At 37.1% G+C, this 15071-nt stretch carries 14 protein-coding genes and 1 pseudogene; 3 read left to right on the top strand and 12 right to left on the bottom strand.

Annotated elements, in window-relative coordinates; all coding sequences use genetic code 11:
• Positions 1–3: 3 nt before the first annotated feature.
• From IQP38_RS01250 to IQP38_RS01205, 10 genes and pseudogenes are all read right to left on the bottom strand, one after another.
• On the bottom strand, positions 4–1761 hold the full coding sequence (locus IQP38_RS01250) for an SgrR family transcriptional regulator (RefSeq protein ID WP_193837212.1): 1758 nt from the start codon (positions 1759–1761) through the stop codon (positions 4–6).
• 509 nt (positions 1762–2270) lie between these two features.
• A pseudogene (locus IQP38_RS01245) lies at positions 2271–3045 on the bottom strand (IS5/IS1182 family transposase).
• A gap of 229 nt (positions 3046–3274) precedes the next feature.
• Complete coding sequence (locus IQP38_RS01240) at positions 3275–3853, bottom strand: TerD family protein (RefSeq protein ID WP_017635838.1); 579 nt, start codon at positions 3851–3853, stop codon at positions 3275–3277.
• Positions 3854–3862: 9 nt separating this feature from the next.
• Positions 3863–4429, bottom strand: coding sequence for a TerD family protein (locus tag IQP38_RS01235; RefSeq protein ID WP_053303780.1), 567 nt, complete (start codon positions 4427–4429; stop codon positions 3863–3865).
• 3 nt (positions 4430–4432) lie between these two features.
• Positions 4433–5680 (bottom strand): toxic anion resistance protein, encoded by a 1248-nt coding sequence (locus IQP38_RS01230; protein WP_017635836.1) that lies wholly within the window; start codon positions 5678–5680, stop codon positions 4433–4435.
• Positions 5681–6793, bottom strand: a complete 1113-nt coding sequence (locus tag IQP38_RS01225; RefSeq protein ID WP_053303781.1) for a hypothetical protein — start codon at positions 6791–6793, stop codon at positions 5681–5683. It abuts the gene before it with no gap.
• Between the two features lie 70 nt (positions 6794–6863).
• The gene (locus IQP38_RS01220; protein ID WP_053303782.1) at positions 6864–7739 is read right to left on the bottom strand and encodes an HpcH/HpaI aldolase/citrate lyase family protein; all 876 of its coding nucleotides are present in this window, start codon (positions 7737–7739) and stop codon (positions 6864–6866) included.
• On the bottom strand, positions 7736–8854 hold the full coding sequence (locus tag IQP38_RS01215) for a cysteine protease StiP family protein (protein ID WP_053303783.1): 1119 nt from the start codon (positions 8852–8854) through the stop codon (positions 7736–7738). The genes IQP38_RS01220 and IQP38_RS01215 overlap by 4 nt, the downstream gene beginning before the upstream one ends.
• Positions 8855–8861: 7 nt before the next feature.
• Positions 8862–9605 carry an HAD family hydrolase gene (locus tag IQP38_RS01210; protein WP_053303784.1) on the bottom strand — a complete coding sequence of 248 codons (744 nt, stop codon included), beginning with the start codon at positions 9603–9605 and terminating at the stop codon, positions 8862–8864.
• A 5-nt stretch (positions 9606–9610) separates the two neighbouring features.
• Positions 9611–10690 (bottom strand): phosphoribosyltransferase domain-containing protein, encoded by a 1080-nt coding sequence (locus IQP38_RS01205; protein ID WP_017635225.1) that lies wholly within the window; start codon positions 10688–10690, stop codon positions 9611–9613.
• Positions 10691–11328: 638 nt separating this feature from the next.
• Between IQP38_RS01205 and IQP38_RS01200 the strand changes: the two genes are divergently transcribed.
• Both IQP38_RS01200 and IQP38_RS01195 read left to right on the top strand, forming a co-directional pair.
• Positions 11329–11868, top strand: a complete 540-nt coding sequence (locus tag IQP38_RS01200) for a redoxin domain-containing protein (RefSeq protein ID WP_005385152.1) — start codon at positions 11329–11331, stop codon at positions 11866–11868.
• Positions 11869–12412: 544 nt separating this feature from the next.
• Positions 12413–13069, top strand: a complete 657-nt coding sequence (locus tag IQP38_RS01195) for a hypothetical protein (protein ID WP_228009948.1) — start codon at positions 12413–12415, stop codon at positions 13067–13069.
• 190 nt (positions 13070–13259) lie between these two features.
• On the opposite strand, the gene IQP38_RS01190 is transcribed toward IQP38_RS01195, so the two are convergent.
• Together IQP38_RS01190 and IQP38_RS01185 are read right to left on the bottom strand one after the other, a co-directional pair.
• Positions 13260–13625: a winged helix-turn-helix transcriptional regulator gene (locus IQP38_RS01190; RefSeq protein ID WP_017821620.1), complete on the bottom strand. Its 366-nt coding sequence runs from the start codon at positions 13623–13625 to the stop codon at positions 13260–13262.
• Between the two features lie 167 nt (positions 13626–13792).
• Complete coding sequence (locus IQP38_RS01185) at positions 13793–14377, bottom strand: NAD(P)H-dependent oxidoreductase (RefSeq protein WP_005375454.1); 585 nt, start codon at positions 14375–14377, stop codon at positions 13793–13795.
• Positions 14378–14647: 270 nt separating this feature from the next.
• Between IQP38_RS01185 and IQP38_RS01180 the strand changes: the two genes are divergently transcribed.
• A complete protein-coding gene (locus IQP38_RS01180) occupies positions 14648–14989 on the top strand; it encodes an ArsR/SmtB family transcription factor (RefSeq protein ID WP_005375451.1) in 342 nt (113 codons plus the stop codon).
• Positions 14990–15071 lie beyond the last annotated feature (82 nt).

Here is a 15071-nt window from a genome sequence, read left to right as displayed (position 1 = left end):
TAGTTAATCTGCCGACCACACCGAGCGGATATCTGGCCAACCCCAATTGGTTAAAGCAACGTCTTCTAATACACCTTGGAAGCGCAAAGTTTGTGTATGGTGGAACATAGGTGCAATCCAATACTCGCTGATCAACGTCGATGAAATTGGCTCCAATGCATTAAGGTAGTCCTCAAGTGGAACGAAAGATCTGACTCTCTGTAGTTGTTCATCTAACCATTGTGCGTTCTTTTCTCCCAAAGTGTGGAATAGCACAGCGTTGCTGAAGAAGTTCGTGAACGCTGAGGCATGACGATTATCATCTAAGTTTATGTTCGTTACGACCATTGTCTCATTTAGCTCACCGTTCTTAGCCTTCTCGTTCAGCTCACGGTAGGAATACATAACAATTTCTACTTTACTGCCAACACTCGCCAAACGATTAGAAATAGCCCGCGCACAGCGACGCAACGCGGTATAGTTATATCCCGCTATCGTAATATGTTTAGGTAACTTAAGCGGCTCACTAAACGGACGGAGCACTGGCTTCCAACCTGGTAGCAGGTTATAAGCGGGTATACTCCCAAATACAATATTCTCGCGGCGCATCACTTCGGCCAAGTGCTCAGGTTGAATTAGCTCACTAATATAACGGCGCTGCGCTAAAGAAAGTTTGTGCTTAGCGTGCTGATTAAATAAGGCGAATAAGCAACCATCTTCTATTCGGCTACGCTTGCTCGCCGATGAGTTTTCTCGGTTTTGCGTCGACATATAGTGTCCACACAAATCCTCCTCGGGCGAAGCATCCCTTTGCAACGTATTTGCTGCCAATGACGGGTTCTCCATTTGCTCGTCATTAACAATCCAGATAGTCACCAAATCCGTTAGAACTCTACATGCATAATAACCATTAAATGCTTGCAGTTTTAAACGACTTTCATTGTGCTCGACAACAGAGAATGGGCCACTTCCAACCACCAGCTTGTTATTCGCTACGTTAACTTGGCTTACTGGTTGAATGCCGTATTTCACTCCAGAAATAAGTCCAGCAAAGCCCAAGTCAGCTCGATTAAGCTTAAAAACAACTTTCAATGGCGTTGGCGCAGTAATGTTAGCAACATGTGCCAACTCTTTTTCGTAGTACTGTAGTGAACTCAACTTTGCAAACAAGCTAACCACTGTTTCTGCATCAATGGAATTACCATTATGAAAAGTCAGACCTGGACGAAGGTAGAAAGTCCATTCGTAGGTGTCTTCGTCATAACGCCAGTGATGTGCGAGTTCTGGTTGTACTTTCCCATTGTTATCACTCGAAACTAAGCAACAATAGATTTGCCTTAATAAGAAACGTTCGCTGCTACGCTGAAGTTGATGTGGAACGACGCGCTCAAACATTCGCTTATAGGTTAATTGAATATTGAGCTGTCCTTCTTGAACAGAAGCACCAGACGTTGTTTTTAACAAACGGCCAAATGCCATTTCGTCTTCATCTAATATCGCCAGTGCTTTTTCATACTTGCCTAGCTTGATACGTTCAAGAGCCAAGCTCTCTTTTAAAACGTCTAACTCCATATTCAGAATAAGAGTCGATCGTTGGTTCCGCCCAGCTTTCGGGTGCCAGCTCAACCACGCCTTCTGCTGCATCTGCGTTAGCAGGCTACGAGCATGCCGAGAAGAAGTGAACATGATGTCGGCAATGTCCTGTAACGTGGTTTTTGTTTCATCACCAACACTAAACGAGAGTAATCGTTGGTAATAGCGAAACAAATTGAGATCAGACACTGAATCAACCTTAGATCTGTGAAGTTTGTGGATAGGAATAGTTTACTTAAGTTGGCGGTAATAAAATAAGAAAACTTCCTAATTATCTGTTCCCCTTTTCCACAATTAACCTCCAAATTCGGCTTTAAAGCCCCAGATATTTACGTTATTAGGAATAAAGTCAACAAAAGCACTCTCTTTTTTACCTCCCCTTTTATACGCATAATTTACTCGTCAGCGTAAAGGAGGAAGAAATGAAGAAGCCAATGATGGCGTACTTTTTTCAGCAACGCCTAGCTCAATCGAGTAATAAAATAGAAGTGATGACTCTGGTCTATCTTAACGATATGTTCCAGTGGTCATAGCCTAACCTCAAGCAGAACTTAGCTCCTGATACTACACCCCCACTTCGTTGTATCTTAAGTTCTGCTTTTTCATCTTTTGCACTCCAATACCTTATTGCAGGTTACTAAAAGTTGACTATTTGAAATAGTATTATTTCATGCACTATTAGCGTTGTTGCAAAATTCTTACAAGAGGCTAAACAGCCTAAAGAGAAATGATTTTGATATAAAACACTGAGCTTCAGGCATGCCAAACCCTCTAAGCTTGTTGAGCACTTTTAATCATGGTGTAAGTTTCACCAACTTGAGCGTGGTAGTTTCTTAGTTATAGTTTCTAACCCAGCAACTGCTTCACTCGATACATAGCTTTTTCGGAGAGTGCACATCTGAGCTCTTTCTTGACCTCCTTTATATACCGTAGAATGTCTTACATCCTAAAGCCAGATTACGAAGGTATCCACGCTCCTAAAAGGCCGATCCTTCCCTTGGCTAAATGATAGGAACTGCTCTCTTTATTCGTATGACATTCATGGCATTTTCTTGTGCCATAAGTGTCATCATCTGATACTTCTAGGACCGTTTAATGTGTCTGCCTAAGTAAATGGGGCAATACTTCGGCACCAGTTATTTAGATAAACTCAGAGCTACTGCGACTATTTCGCACGCGCTGGTATCTACGGCTAAATATAACTTGCGCCAGATACTCTATTGCGCTCCTAGTGTTGCTTTAAATGAAAGCTTAATGTCCTAAGCCCAACGGTATAGAGAAAACGCCCTTTACCACCAGTGCGGTAGTAATAGCTAGGTCTCAGATCCGACGAGACATAGTACGCTTGTTCGATTTGCTTTGCTTCTATTCGCTTATGGTTTATTCATCAACCCAAAAAGTGGGTAAGCCCCGGTTAATGAAGGCATTATTTAGTGGTTTTCTAACGAGGTTTACGCATAAGGTTATGTTTATTAACTAGTGCAGCCTATCAAATCGCAACTTATTTATTTAGTTACATCAAATTACTCAGCACAGACGAATTTGGTAAGAAAAGTTAAGTAATATTAAATTTTTAATATCGTTTAAATTTTACATTTCATTATAAACAACATTAGCAAATATAATTCACCATTAAAAAAGCCTAACAAAAATTAACAGTTAGGCTTTGTTTATTTTAAGTTTAAAATATCATATAAACTAATTAATATATATGTTGCAAAACCGTGCTTGCAATCTGATTCACATTACTTCCATTAGCGTTAACCCCTTTAGAAGTAAAGTTCCACTCTTTATTTTTATAAGTCAAAAGGCCAATATAAATTCCTGTATGACTCCCTTGTTCATTTAAAGTGAAGCGACAAATCTCATTTGAAGATTGATCCAAAATACGGCAAAAAGCGTTTTCGACTTTATCGAAAGTTTGTCCTCTAAAACTGTTAACTGTAACAGCAATGTATTTAACAGAATTAGGCAACTTTGTCAGGTTAATCGTAATTTTCTCATCGTCACCATCACCTTTGCCTGTCAAATTATCTCCTTGGTGGATAACAGACTTACACTTTGATTTCAACTGAGCGTACCAAACAGAATCTAGTACATTTAAATTTTCATCAATCAATAGGCAGGATGCATCTAAGTCAATTGAAGCGGTACCGAAAATAGAAGCAAGGAAACCTTTCGATTTAGCTACGTCCCAACCTAAACCAACAGTAATACTAGATAATTTTTCAACTTCTTTAGTAAGCGATATCGTTGAGTTCTTTGATAAATTAATAGACATAATCTTACCTTATTGATAACCAGCCACAATGTCGCCGAGACCTAGTTGGTAGCCAGCTCCAACTGCATGGAACTCCCACTCGTTACCACTTTTAACTAACGAACCTACTTGCACAGCAGATTCGTTTGCAAACTCTTGACCTAGTTTGTACTCAGCAATCAAGCTCCCAGTTACGTCATTGTAAAGCCTAATGTAGCTGGTATTTACATGTGAAAAACCACGTGTATCGTTATGAATCGTAACAAAAATAGATAACTCAGCTGCTCTTAGGTCAATTGATTGCAGATCTATGTTGATGACCTCATCATCACCATCGCCAGCACCGGTGCGGTTATCACCATGGTGTACCACTGCTCCCTGGGGGCACTCCAGATTATTGTAAAAAACAAAGTGCTGATCAGACAAAAGTTTAGGCTGATCTTGTGCATCGTAAGAGCAAATAAATATACAGCAATCAATGTCAATTGGTGGTTCTGTGGGTATTAGATCCCAACCAAGCCCAAGCCTCAACTTACGCAACGCAGGCTCAGCTTTCGTTAAGTTTATTGCATTACCTTTTTCTAAATTAATCGACATTAATTATTCCTTATTTTTTAATAGTTTAGATAATTCTTTTTTCATATTAACCATTCTCTCATCAGCGATCTCGCGATTTCTAGCTCCCTCCTGTTCAATGGAAACAACATCTTGCAATGTGGTAATCAGAGTATTTTGCACGTGCTCCAGTGTTTCCAGATCTATAACTGAACGTTGATTCGCTCTTGCTGTTTGCAACGTATTTTGTCTTAATAAATCTGCATTTCTCTTAATTAAGTCATTTGTAGCATTGTCAATTTTGCCCGCAAGTTCTAGCGACTTTCTCTGCTCTAACATAGAAATAGCAAGCGTAAATTGCTTCTTCCACGATGGGATCGTTAATGTCTTAATATTGTCGAACTTCTCAATCAAAGTGATATTGTTAGTCTGTACCATCCGAATCATTGGAGCCGTTTGTAACGCAAGCATTTGCAATGACCTTAAGTCGTGAACACGTTTTTCAATACGATTGTGAAAGGACTGTAAGTCGCTTAATTCTTGCGCTTTTAAAGGAGAGTTTTCATCTTCAAGCTCTTTTGCTAAGACTTCTGCTTTACCTTTTATGAGCAAACGCCTTGATTCTCCGTATATTATGGCTTCTGTTAACGCCTTATACTGCGCTATGTTTTGAGAAAAAACAGTTTCGAGCTGAACAGAACGCTCCTGGAGACGCACTTGCTGCGAATTAATCTCTTTTACTACCCTGTCGAGCTGAGTGCTTACCGAGTTAAACTGAGCTAAAATAGCCTCTTTAGAATATTTGAATCTAGATATCAACTTTCCAAAAAAGCTGTCTTTCCCCATTAGCCCACTTAAATCAACTCCTTTAGCCAAGCCCACAACTTGATTTAGGTTCTCTCCCATTTCTTCCAGATCTTTAGTCCGAACTTGATTCAACATAGAGTCAGAATATTCAGCTATTTTCTCAGCTGACTCATGACCGAGAGTACTAATACCTCGTGACGAATAGATATCAATCTGATTAAGTTGAGTAACTATACGTTGAAATGCTTCTCTCGGGTTTAAGTTCGCTTCGTTCAGATCAGCTTGATAAACTTCAATGGATTTTTCAACACAACTGTATATACTTTTAACATTTTGTCCTTTAATCGTCGGAAGTTTAGAGATATCTGTAGTGCCTTCAACTATTAGTGAGTTTTCTATTGTTTTTACAACATTAGTATTAGATAAATTTTCTATATTGCTAGAATTAAAATTTTTGGATGTAAAAGTCTTCGGTTGGAATACCATTTATCTCAGCTCCTCTATATTTCGAATCAATTGTTCCTGAATGTCGTTCAGCTCATAGTAAAGTATTGAATCGTTTGATTCGTCGATAGCAATAACTGTTAAAAATTGCTGTTTCCAGACTTGAATAATATCTACTTTAATTTTTTCTAACTGTTCAAAGCTACCTAACAAATTAGAGCTATATAATTCTATTTGGGGGAAAGTCAAATCTATCGAATGTTTTAGAGAAAGCAAAGTTTGTACTTTCCTTTCCCATCTTTTAATTGAATCAAATCCGTTTTTTTTAAAAGAGTCAGAAAGATTAATACTTTCTTGTTGAATTGATTTTTTTTCTTTATCCATCCTTAGTATCAATGCTAAAATTTTGAATATAAGGTTTTTATTCAAGCTTTGTAACTCTATAGACCAATACTGAAACTTTTCGAGATGCGTTCGCATTTCAGCTAGGTTATCAAATACTCGATTTATTCTTTCGTCAATATTATCACTTACATAATCAAAGTCATACTTAATCTTTCTTATTTTTTGATTATGGTTACCAAAAAGTTTAGATAGCTTCGTACCAAATTTATGTGGATTGAAAATATCAATATCTATACTTTTTGCCAATTTAATAATGATCTGTCCTAATCCTAAAATTTTATCTACCTTACTTAACTTAGCATAATCGGACAAAAACCCTTGTAATTGTTGGAATTTTTTTGACTCTACATTTCCAAATTCTATTTGATACATAGGATCATTGAAAATAATAGAATTGTAAATGTTAATTATAACCAAATAGTCTCCATTATTTAAATTGACATTTTTAAACTCTCTTCTACACAGTTTGTCAACTTCAATTTTAAAATCTTCTTCAACATTAACTAAGTCACTTTGAATTGACTTTATTTTATTGCTAAATAAAACAGAAGGTTTTTTCTTATTATTATATTTTATGTTTTTCCAATATTTTTCACTCTGAAGGTGTTCAAAACTCTCTTCGGATACAAGACTTCTATTAGACTTTATATGGCTAAATTTCTTGACAGCTAATTCATGTTTTTCTTCATTTTCAGGAAGTTCATTAACATGAGTTGGATCTAAATCTTTATGATGAAATGTTTTTATCATTACTTTTCGCACTATGATATTAAATCAAAACTTCCTCAATAATAATTATCAATTTGAGGTCATAAGTTGTCTAAAATGAATTAGCCAAAAATTTAGTTCGTTTAGCCCAATTACTGTGGCATGCTACTTCCATCATTTGTCCATTCATTTTATAAACTGCCGGGGAAGAATCTGCCAAAACTGACTCAGCTTGAACAATATGTGTATTTGAATAACTTTTAAAAAAACCTTCAATTATTTTAACTTGTTGAGGATGAATGGCAGTTTTTCCAAAAAGGCCATAGTTAACATCCATAGCAAGTTCCCTTATCAACGTTTTATGGTCATCGATCATATCAAACACAGGCGCAGAAAGCTCATAACCGTATGGCCTAAAAGCGATAATTAAATTCTCTATCACCGAACGTAAGGGGGTTTCATAAATTGTTTGGCCTGTCATACGTTTTATACCCAGAAGATTGAATAAATCGTTACCTCCTATACGAAGGCAAGTTATATCTCCATAGATATTTTGTAAACTTCTTCTAATCTCTGGTAATTTAAACGCATCAATTACATCAAGAGATTCTAAGGTAGGCATTAGTTTAAACTTAATAGAGTGACATTTTAATACTCTATGATAATCATCATTTGTTTTTAGATCATATTTAGGGAGAACAAAACCATCTATTTTTTCAATCCCTCTAAAATACAATATATTTTCAAGAACTTCTGGGCTTCTGGGACGAATAAACCTTTTGAACTGTGTATTTGAACTATCTAATCCATCGATCGCAACACTCAAATTCTTAAGTGATTGATTCAATTCACCTTCAGAAATGGCATCTTCAGTACAAAAAACCATACTCTTTGATCCCAATCCTTCTTTCATTAACATTTTTAGATTCGGGTGATTACACGGAGTATACAATGTTGCTCCCAAAGAGAAGTAGCTAGAGATGTTCATTTTATTGCCTCTATATTAAGTGGCTTAATAAGTGCACATGCTTCAAATAGCAAGGTTGGTTCTTCTTCTACTTTGACTCCTTTTTCATCTGCTAACATTAATAAATGTTTGACTTTATTGCTGTCTATTGAGCGAACAATAAGTAAAGAAGGAACACGTCTTAGCATGACTCTAGTTGCTTCGGCTATCCCAGGCTTAATATAGTTTACATCTTTAATAGAATATTTAATGGTCAATGAGGATATAAATCTTTTTATTTGATCTTTAGTGTTATCTAAATCGACAATTGTCTCATGTTGCTCAAAAGGTTCATCTTTAAAGTTTTCTTTCAAAAAACATTCTGCTATCTTTTCCACAAACCAGTGGGAATAGTCAAATTCTTTTAGGTGATTATTGATTACGCAGCCATGGAATTTTTGTTTTTTAGGATCTTGCCATAAACTTCGCGAAATCAAACCTGATACTGTAGAATTCAACATAGACGAAGGTATTGGATAGTCTTCTTTCGTGGCACAATAATCGGCAACCCCACCTGTATCACTGACAACATAAAGGTACGGTTTTATATCAGTATTATTTCTTTTGTTATAAGAGAAAATAGATCGCTTTAATTCCTTAGTGATTACTCCTTTTGCAGTCCAGCCGTCAATGAATACTAAGGAAGAGGAATCATATCTTTTAATTTTCAACAAGTAATCAAGAGCAACCGAATCAATACCTCTATCCCGAATAATGCTAATACTATAATGACAAACTTTTCTATTAAAATAATACTCTAACGCTCTCTTTATTAAAACGCCAATTGGTGTTCCTGCTCTAGCTAAAGAAACCAGAGTGATATCTCCCAATTGATTATTATTAATCTTTTCAGCGAGAGAAAAAATGTGTTTTGCTAGTTTGTTTTTATACTTATCGGTAAATTCAAAGAACAGTCTTTGATATTTAATTGATGGTTTTGATTCTTTGTTCAATAATTCAGAGTAATGAACCCCTTCAGACTGGATTAGATTTTCTTTTTCATTAATTGAAAAGAACTGACACTTGACAACCTCTAAGAGGAACTGACAGTCGTTCTCATTATAACTACCGATTATTGGAGATATAGATAAGCTCATAATATTATTACCAAGATAATGAATCTGCGATCTGGCTTTTAGTGGGCATCAAAGCAAAATCAGAAAGTTTCATAAATGGGATATCAGATAGGCTATCGCCCATGGTTAAAATTAATGACTTTTCATCTAGCTGACGTATTATATAATCAACAGCTAATTTTTTCTGGGTATAAGGTGGCAAAAGTGCCATATTTCGGCCATTAATATGTATTTTTATATCATTTAAATCTATACTGATTTGTGAAAGTATTGAATCGAATATAAAATCATAATCTATACCTTCAGTGCATTTTACACAAACATAACAATCAATATCATCCTCGGAAACAATATAACTTTGTGCATTAAACCCTTTAGAAAGTATAAATTCTTTTAATTCTTCATTTATTAAATTCAATTTATCAGACCATAATCCAAGTGGAAATTTATTTTTAATATGCTCAACCCAGGCGTTGCACTTCTTTCCGTTAGGTTCAATAATTAAAGCACCATGAGAAACGACCATCCACGACTTAAATAATGAACTTACTTGAACCCTTTTGAGCGTGTTATAACTCCGTCCAGTTACCGGAATAATTGTAGATCTAGTGTCAATAAATAACTCCAAAAGAGTCCGCTGTTTCTCTGACATAAATGAACGAGCTTGGCCGTCAATATCTAATGACGCTATAGAAAGACTATCGCTTTCTGAAAACTTCCTTTTAGTTGCCATAAAACAATCATCAATATCTGTAAAAAGCACAGTACGCATGATAACTACTCTCTCTCAAGTGGAGAAAAACGCTGGGCTAATTGGTGCTCAGATCTAAGTGATTCGTCTTCTAAAAAGAGCACTGGTAGCCTCTCATTCTCTTGAAGGTTATAAATGTAATGCTCTACATCCCGGCTATCCACCTGAAAAGCTTCTTTCGTATTAATTGCATTTCCCACCAAAATCGGGGAACGAGTTGTAGATTGAAAGATCACATCTCCTCCTCGACTCTCTGCTAGCTCCGCAGCTAGGAAAGGCAAATATAGGTGCTCTCCATCTCCGATAACAGTTCTCGGAAAAGTAATATCTAATACAGGTATATGACCACAGAATGGCATTTTCATAGCAAATCGCCCTAAATCATCCCTACAAGGCTTTTTGACAAGGTCTCCATCAACTTTTTCTGGGAGAGAAAGATTTAAGTTAGGCTTTGCCTGAAAGTCAAACTGACCATCAATTAATGAAACATGAGTAACTGTAACATCCCACTCTTCATACTGAGCGCGATTTTCTTCGCTTAACCAGTTGACTAATGAGACTATTACAACCTCTTTCACAAATCGCATCTTTGGTAAAATCTTATCACCGAGTAACTTTAGCGTACGACCAGTTGAAATCTCATCATCAACGAGTATAAGACGCTGACAATTAGAAATAGGTTCTAATAGTTCTATCTTTGGTTGATACAAAATATGATCAATAGCGTGACTATGATTTTCATCTAACGTAAACCAGATTGGCAGGTCGCACTTGTAACGAGTGGTATGCTGATAGTAAACTTCTCTGCTTTGTGCCCTAGCTAGACTATCCGCAACACCAGCACCAAAGCCCGTCGCGGTCTCAGCCATACCAATCACAAAACTGCCTAGATCATTATTAATCTGCGAAACAAGTAAATCATAAGTATCTCTCATCGTACTTGGTTTTACTGAAATATGTTTACCTAAAACTTTAGAAACAAATAAAAAACCTCTTTTAGGGTTCTCTCTTGAAGCGAAGTCTAATAGATCCTCAAATGGCATCATCTGCTTAAATAAATCAATATTTAATGTTCCATTTTTAATTTCTATTTTAAATTTATTCATTATTATCGGTTGCTAATTAATTTCATTCATCGTGATTATTTACTTTCACAAATATAAAAAAGAATGAAGAGATCACTTAAAAAATAGAGTTAATATAATAATAAACATAAAAAATGTATATTAGGAACTTGCAGAAAGAACTAAAACTCTAATAATTTAGTGATTATGCATGTCAAGCATGTGCTTTGAACATCAAAATCACTAAAAGTCTTAGTTTTTGTCCTTTCCATCGAAAATTAAAGGTAATTTCAATCGTATAACTTCCACGTAGATAAGGTGTAACACTTTACCTAAATCAATAGATTTAAATGCCTATTCCTCCGCACCTCTCCAACTTCAACATTTAATTCAATGATAACCGCTAACTTATCGTCATTCCTTAAGGCTCTAAACTCATTGTTTTATGAGAAGGTTTACCTTTAAACCTAACTCGTTTTGAAGGTAACAGGTAAGCTAGTAGTTTATCACCCTAAGCTAAGTCAAATTACACCTTAAAGCTCCATTGCAGTTTTTGTGGTTACTAAAAGTTAACTAGTTGAAACACCGCAAAACAGAGTCTACATTGAAGTCTCATCCCCCAATCGCTTTGTTGAGAAAGGGGGCATTCATGGATATACACCACCAATTCGGGAGTCAATATGGCAACTTCAGTGAAACTTAAAGCGGGCGACAGCTTCCCTCATCTTCAAGCCACTTTGCTAGATGGTTCAAGCGTAACGTTGGGTCAGCCGCAAGGTGATGCGACTTGGCAAGCAGTATTCGTTTATCGTGGTAAACACTGCCCTCTTTGTACTAAGTACCTCAACGAGCTTGAGAGTTACAAACAGGCTTTCGCTGATGCTGGCGTCGATATTCTTGCCGTTTCTGGCGATTCAAAAGCACAGCTAGAGGGGCATCTAGAGAAACTCGAAATCAGCTTCCCTATCGCTTACGGCCTGACCGAAGAACAAATGAAAACGCTAGGCTTGTATGTATCTATTCCTCGATCTGAACAGGAAACCGATCATAATTTCGCAGAACCAGGTCTGTTTGTGGTGAATGAACACGGCGACTTACACGTGGTGGATATTTCAAACAACCCGTTTGTTCGCCCTGAGCTTGGCGCACTATCACGCGGATTGGCATGGATTCGCGATCCAAACAATAACTACCCTATCCGTGGCACATTGGATTACTAATATCTTCTACACCCAAGTAAACTTTCTATCCTTAAATAAGCTAGGATTCTTGCCTTAGTGAGAATAACTTGGAATGCATATCAGATCCGTGAGATCTGATATGTATCAACAAGTTGGAAATAGAGTCCTTGTTCATTATACAACGTCTTGATGAAAAACAAGATCAGTGAAGTCCAGACTCCCCTCAAACAACGTTAAGTATTTACTTCTAAGTCACTTTCACGATAAATACATGAAATTAAGACTAAAAACTTAGACTTAACGGATGTATAAATCATAACGATACCTACACAAGTAGTTAGCTAGCGATTATTATCCTACTGCAACTCACAATTGTGCACTTCTAATAATTCATACCATAAATGAAAACATAGATACCGTAAGAGACAAAATAAAAGCAAACGATTAAATTAACAATAAAACACCGTTCAATTAAAATAAAAAACATTTCACTTTATAAAAATGTAATTAATCGTTATTTGCAATCACACATCTTAATTGAGAAATACAGTATGAATAAAATCTCTTTGCTTTATATGGCCGTTTGTATCGGATTAGTGGATGCGGTTCAGGAGGAAGCGACAACGATCCAGCAAAAGATATACACCCCACCATTTCAAATCCGGAACAAGTCAACGCAATGACGGTGGACAAAGGTCATTTCTATTGTTCTGTAAACCAACAAAAACTGGAACACGGAGGGACATCTGCAAACATGTCCTACCTAATTGAAAAGAAAAGAAATTCTACGGTTGTTGACGATTATGAATGTACCGAATACGGTTTAAAGAAAGGTGAGTCAATTATCGTCACTAAAAGTGCAATTGAAAACTTTTCATACTCAAAACATTATAAAAGCACGAAGAAGAATGACATTAATGGGTTTAAAATCATCTACCCTACAGGGCTTACGACTCCGATTAATAAAGATTATGAAAAAATTACGATCACGTATAATACGGAGAGACCTGACGTTAACATTAAGATAATTCAATATTTTGACGAAAAGTCTAAATTATATACCATCAAAAAATATGAAAACCACGTTAACGACAACTCACCAATAGGTTTAGTTGAGAAAGAGGAATTCGATAAATATTCCGATTTTGAAAAGAAACTGGAATTAAATAGTGCTTTTTTAAATTCAACTGAAGTGAGTGATTTATTCTACAGCTTACTAAGTATGACAAATAACAACTAAAAAAATCAAAAACTTAAAAAGTACGATTATGCTCAAGTAGCCTCGATATGCCTGACTCGAAAGAGTACGTTGTTTTACGAAACAAATTACGATTTAAATGAAGCACATCTAAGTTACTTGGGTATAAACGGCGATGTATTGTTAATCAGCTTTCAAAAGAGAGTAACGTTTGCGATTAACTACTTTGGTCTTAACGAAGCTCAATTTGATGCTTTTCAGACCAAATTCGCAAATCATCAAGAATCTTAAGTGCGGTACGGCCGAACTCTGTTAGCTCATAGCTGACTGCGATTGGGCGATCGCTGATCACTTTGCGCACCACCATGCCTTCCGCTTCTAGCTCTTTAAGGCGTTGGTCGATCATCTTTTTGCTTGCGCCGCCTAGCATGCGTGCTAGGTCATTGAAACGAACTGGGCCATCTTTCAAATGAAAAATCAAAGAGCCTTTCCATTTACCACCAATTAGACGCATCCCTTTCTCGATAGCACATGGCTCCGCACATACGTTCGCCACTGACTTACGACCTTTGCTATCTACACTGATTCTGCTTTCCACAATACACCTCAAGATACGCACCCAATCTAGGTAACGAAAAGTAAGCTAGATACATTTAGTGCTTTAGAGTAATAAAAACGTCACCTCGTCGCAAACAAATAAAAATGGACCGCATGCAGCAGTCCATCTCAATCCATCATTCAGTTCGCACTATGTTTCTAAAAGGATTAGAAGTTTTCGTTAATGTGCGCTTCGAAACGAACAAAATCGTTTTCGATATCTGCGTTCTTCATCACGTCGTAACAAGCGAATGTAGGCAGTGCTGACATACCAAAGAAGCGGAAGTTAGCATGCATGTGGAACATCAAATCGTCCACGCCTTTACCTTGGAATAGGTATTCGTTCTCATCATCAAACGATTCTTCTGGCGCGTTGAATGTCAGTGACAGCATGTATTTACTGTTGGTTTGAGTACCGCCTGTACCATAGTTTTTCTTTGGTTCTTCTGCGCTACGGCCATCAAATGCACACAGTGCGCCGCCCATACCCGCAGTAAACACGTCGTCCATGTATTTTTTGAATGACCAAGGCACAGACATCCAGTTGATTGGGCTTTGGATGATCACGCGATCAGCCCATTCAAAGTGTGCGAGTTGCTCATCTACGTTGATCTCATCTTGCATTGTCACAACGCGAACTTCATGGCCTTTTGCTTGCAGAAGCGTCTGTGCTTTGTCGACAAGAGAAGCATTTAGACGACCTTCTGAATATGGTGATGGTTCGTGTGCATTGATGATCAGTACGTTGCTCATGGGATTACCTTTAAATAAGTTCATAAGATGACGCAGTAACCATTGTGCGTCGGATGTGGTTTATTATGGTAACCTAGAAATATAGTGCAATTAGTTAACTTTTAGTAACCTACTTAATTTTTAATTATATCACTGTTTTTAAAAGATATATTTTTTCAACTTTTTATCCATCGTTATTTCACGATTAATTTTTTCATCGACTTGTTGCATCTTCCACAGAGCAGGCGTACACTTTATCGCAATTCGACGATTAACTATTAAGGCCAGCGAATGAGTGATAAGTGCAAGGACACGTGCGAAGTCGTTTTTCAGACAACGCAACAACAGCTCGAGAAAGAACAAACTCTAGCAGCGCAAGCAAAAGCTTTGTCGCATCCAGCACGTTTGCGCATTCTGCATATCCTGCACACGCTCGATACCATGGGCGGTTGTTTGAACAGTGATTTGGTTTCTGAACTGGGTCTTGCGCAATCTACTGTTTCCGAGCACTTGCGTATTCTAAAGCAAGCAGGCTTTATCAGCGCCGAGCCAAACCCACCTAAGGTGTGTTACCGCATTCAACGCGACGCGTTTGATCAGTTCAATCTAGGATTTTCCAAGTTATTTGATTAATGCCCTTTGCACGCTGTTCAGGCGTGCAGAGATAAACTATACCTTTAACTATCGCCTTTCGACGATAAACGAATAAGAGAAC

Origin of the sequence: Vibrio sp. OPT41 (assembly GCF_015163595.1) — a bacterium.
Classification (GTDB): domain Bacteria; phylum Pseudomonadota; class Gammaproteobacteria; order Enterobacterales; family Vibrionaceae; genus Vibrio; species Vibrio alginolyticus.
This window is presented reverse-complemented; position numbering and strand designations above follow the sequence as displayed.

Excerpts from the sequence above, each read along its gene's own strand:
- IQP38_RS01210 (WP_053303784.1), bottom strand. The coding sequence starts at position 9,605 with ATGCGTACTGTGCTTTTTACAGATATTGATGATTGTTTTATGGCAACT.
- IQP38_RS01225 (WP_053303781.1), bottom strand. The coding sequence starts at position 6,793 with ATGATAAAAACATTTCATCATAAAGATTTAGATCCAACTCATGTTAAT.
- IQP38_RS01180 (WP_005375451.1), top strand. The coding sequence starts at position 14,648 with ATGAGTGATAAGTGCAAGGACACGTGCGAAGTCGTTTTTCAGACAACG.
- IQP38_RS01235 (WP_053303780.1), bottom strand. The coding sequence starts at position 4,429 with ATGTCGATTAATTTAGAAAAAGGTAATGCAATAAACTTAACGAAAGCT.
- IQP38_RS01220 (WP_053303782.1), bottom strand. The coding sequence starts at position 7,739 with ATGAACATCTCTAGCTACTTCTCTTTGGGAGCAACATTGTATACTCCG.
- IQP38_RS01205 (WP_017635225.1), bottom strand. The coding sequence starts at position 10,690 with ATGAATAAATTTAAAATAGAAATTAAAAATGGAACATTAAATATTGAT.
- IQP38_RS01230 (WP_017635836.1), bottom strand. The coding sequence starts at position 5,680 with ATGGTATTCCAACCGAAGACTTTTACATCCAAAAATTTTAATTCTAGC.
- IQP38_RS01240 (WP_017635838.1), bottom strand. The coding sequence starts at position 3,853 with ATGTCTATTAATTTATCAAAGAACTCAACGATATCGCTTACTAAAGAA.
- IQP38_RS01215 (WP_053303783.1), bottom strand. The coding sequence starts at position 8,854 with ATGAGCTTATCTATATCTCCAATAATCGGTAGTTATAATGAGAACGAC.
- IQP38_RS01200 (WP_005385152.1), top strand. The coding sequence starts at position 11,329 with ATGGCAACTTCAGTGAAACTTAAAGCGGGCGACAGCTTCCCTCATCTT.
- IQP38_RS01185 (WP_005375454.1), bottom strand. The coding sequence starts at position 14,377 with ATGAGCAACGTACTGATCATCAATGCACACGAACCATCACCATATTCA.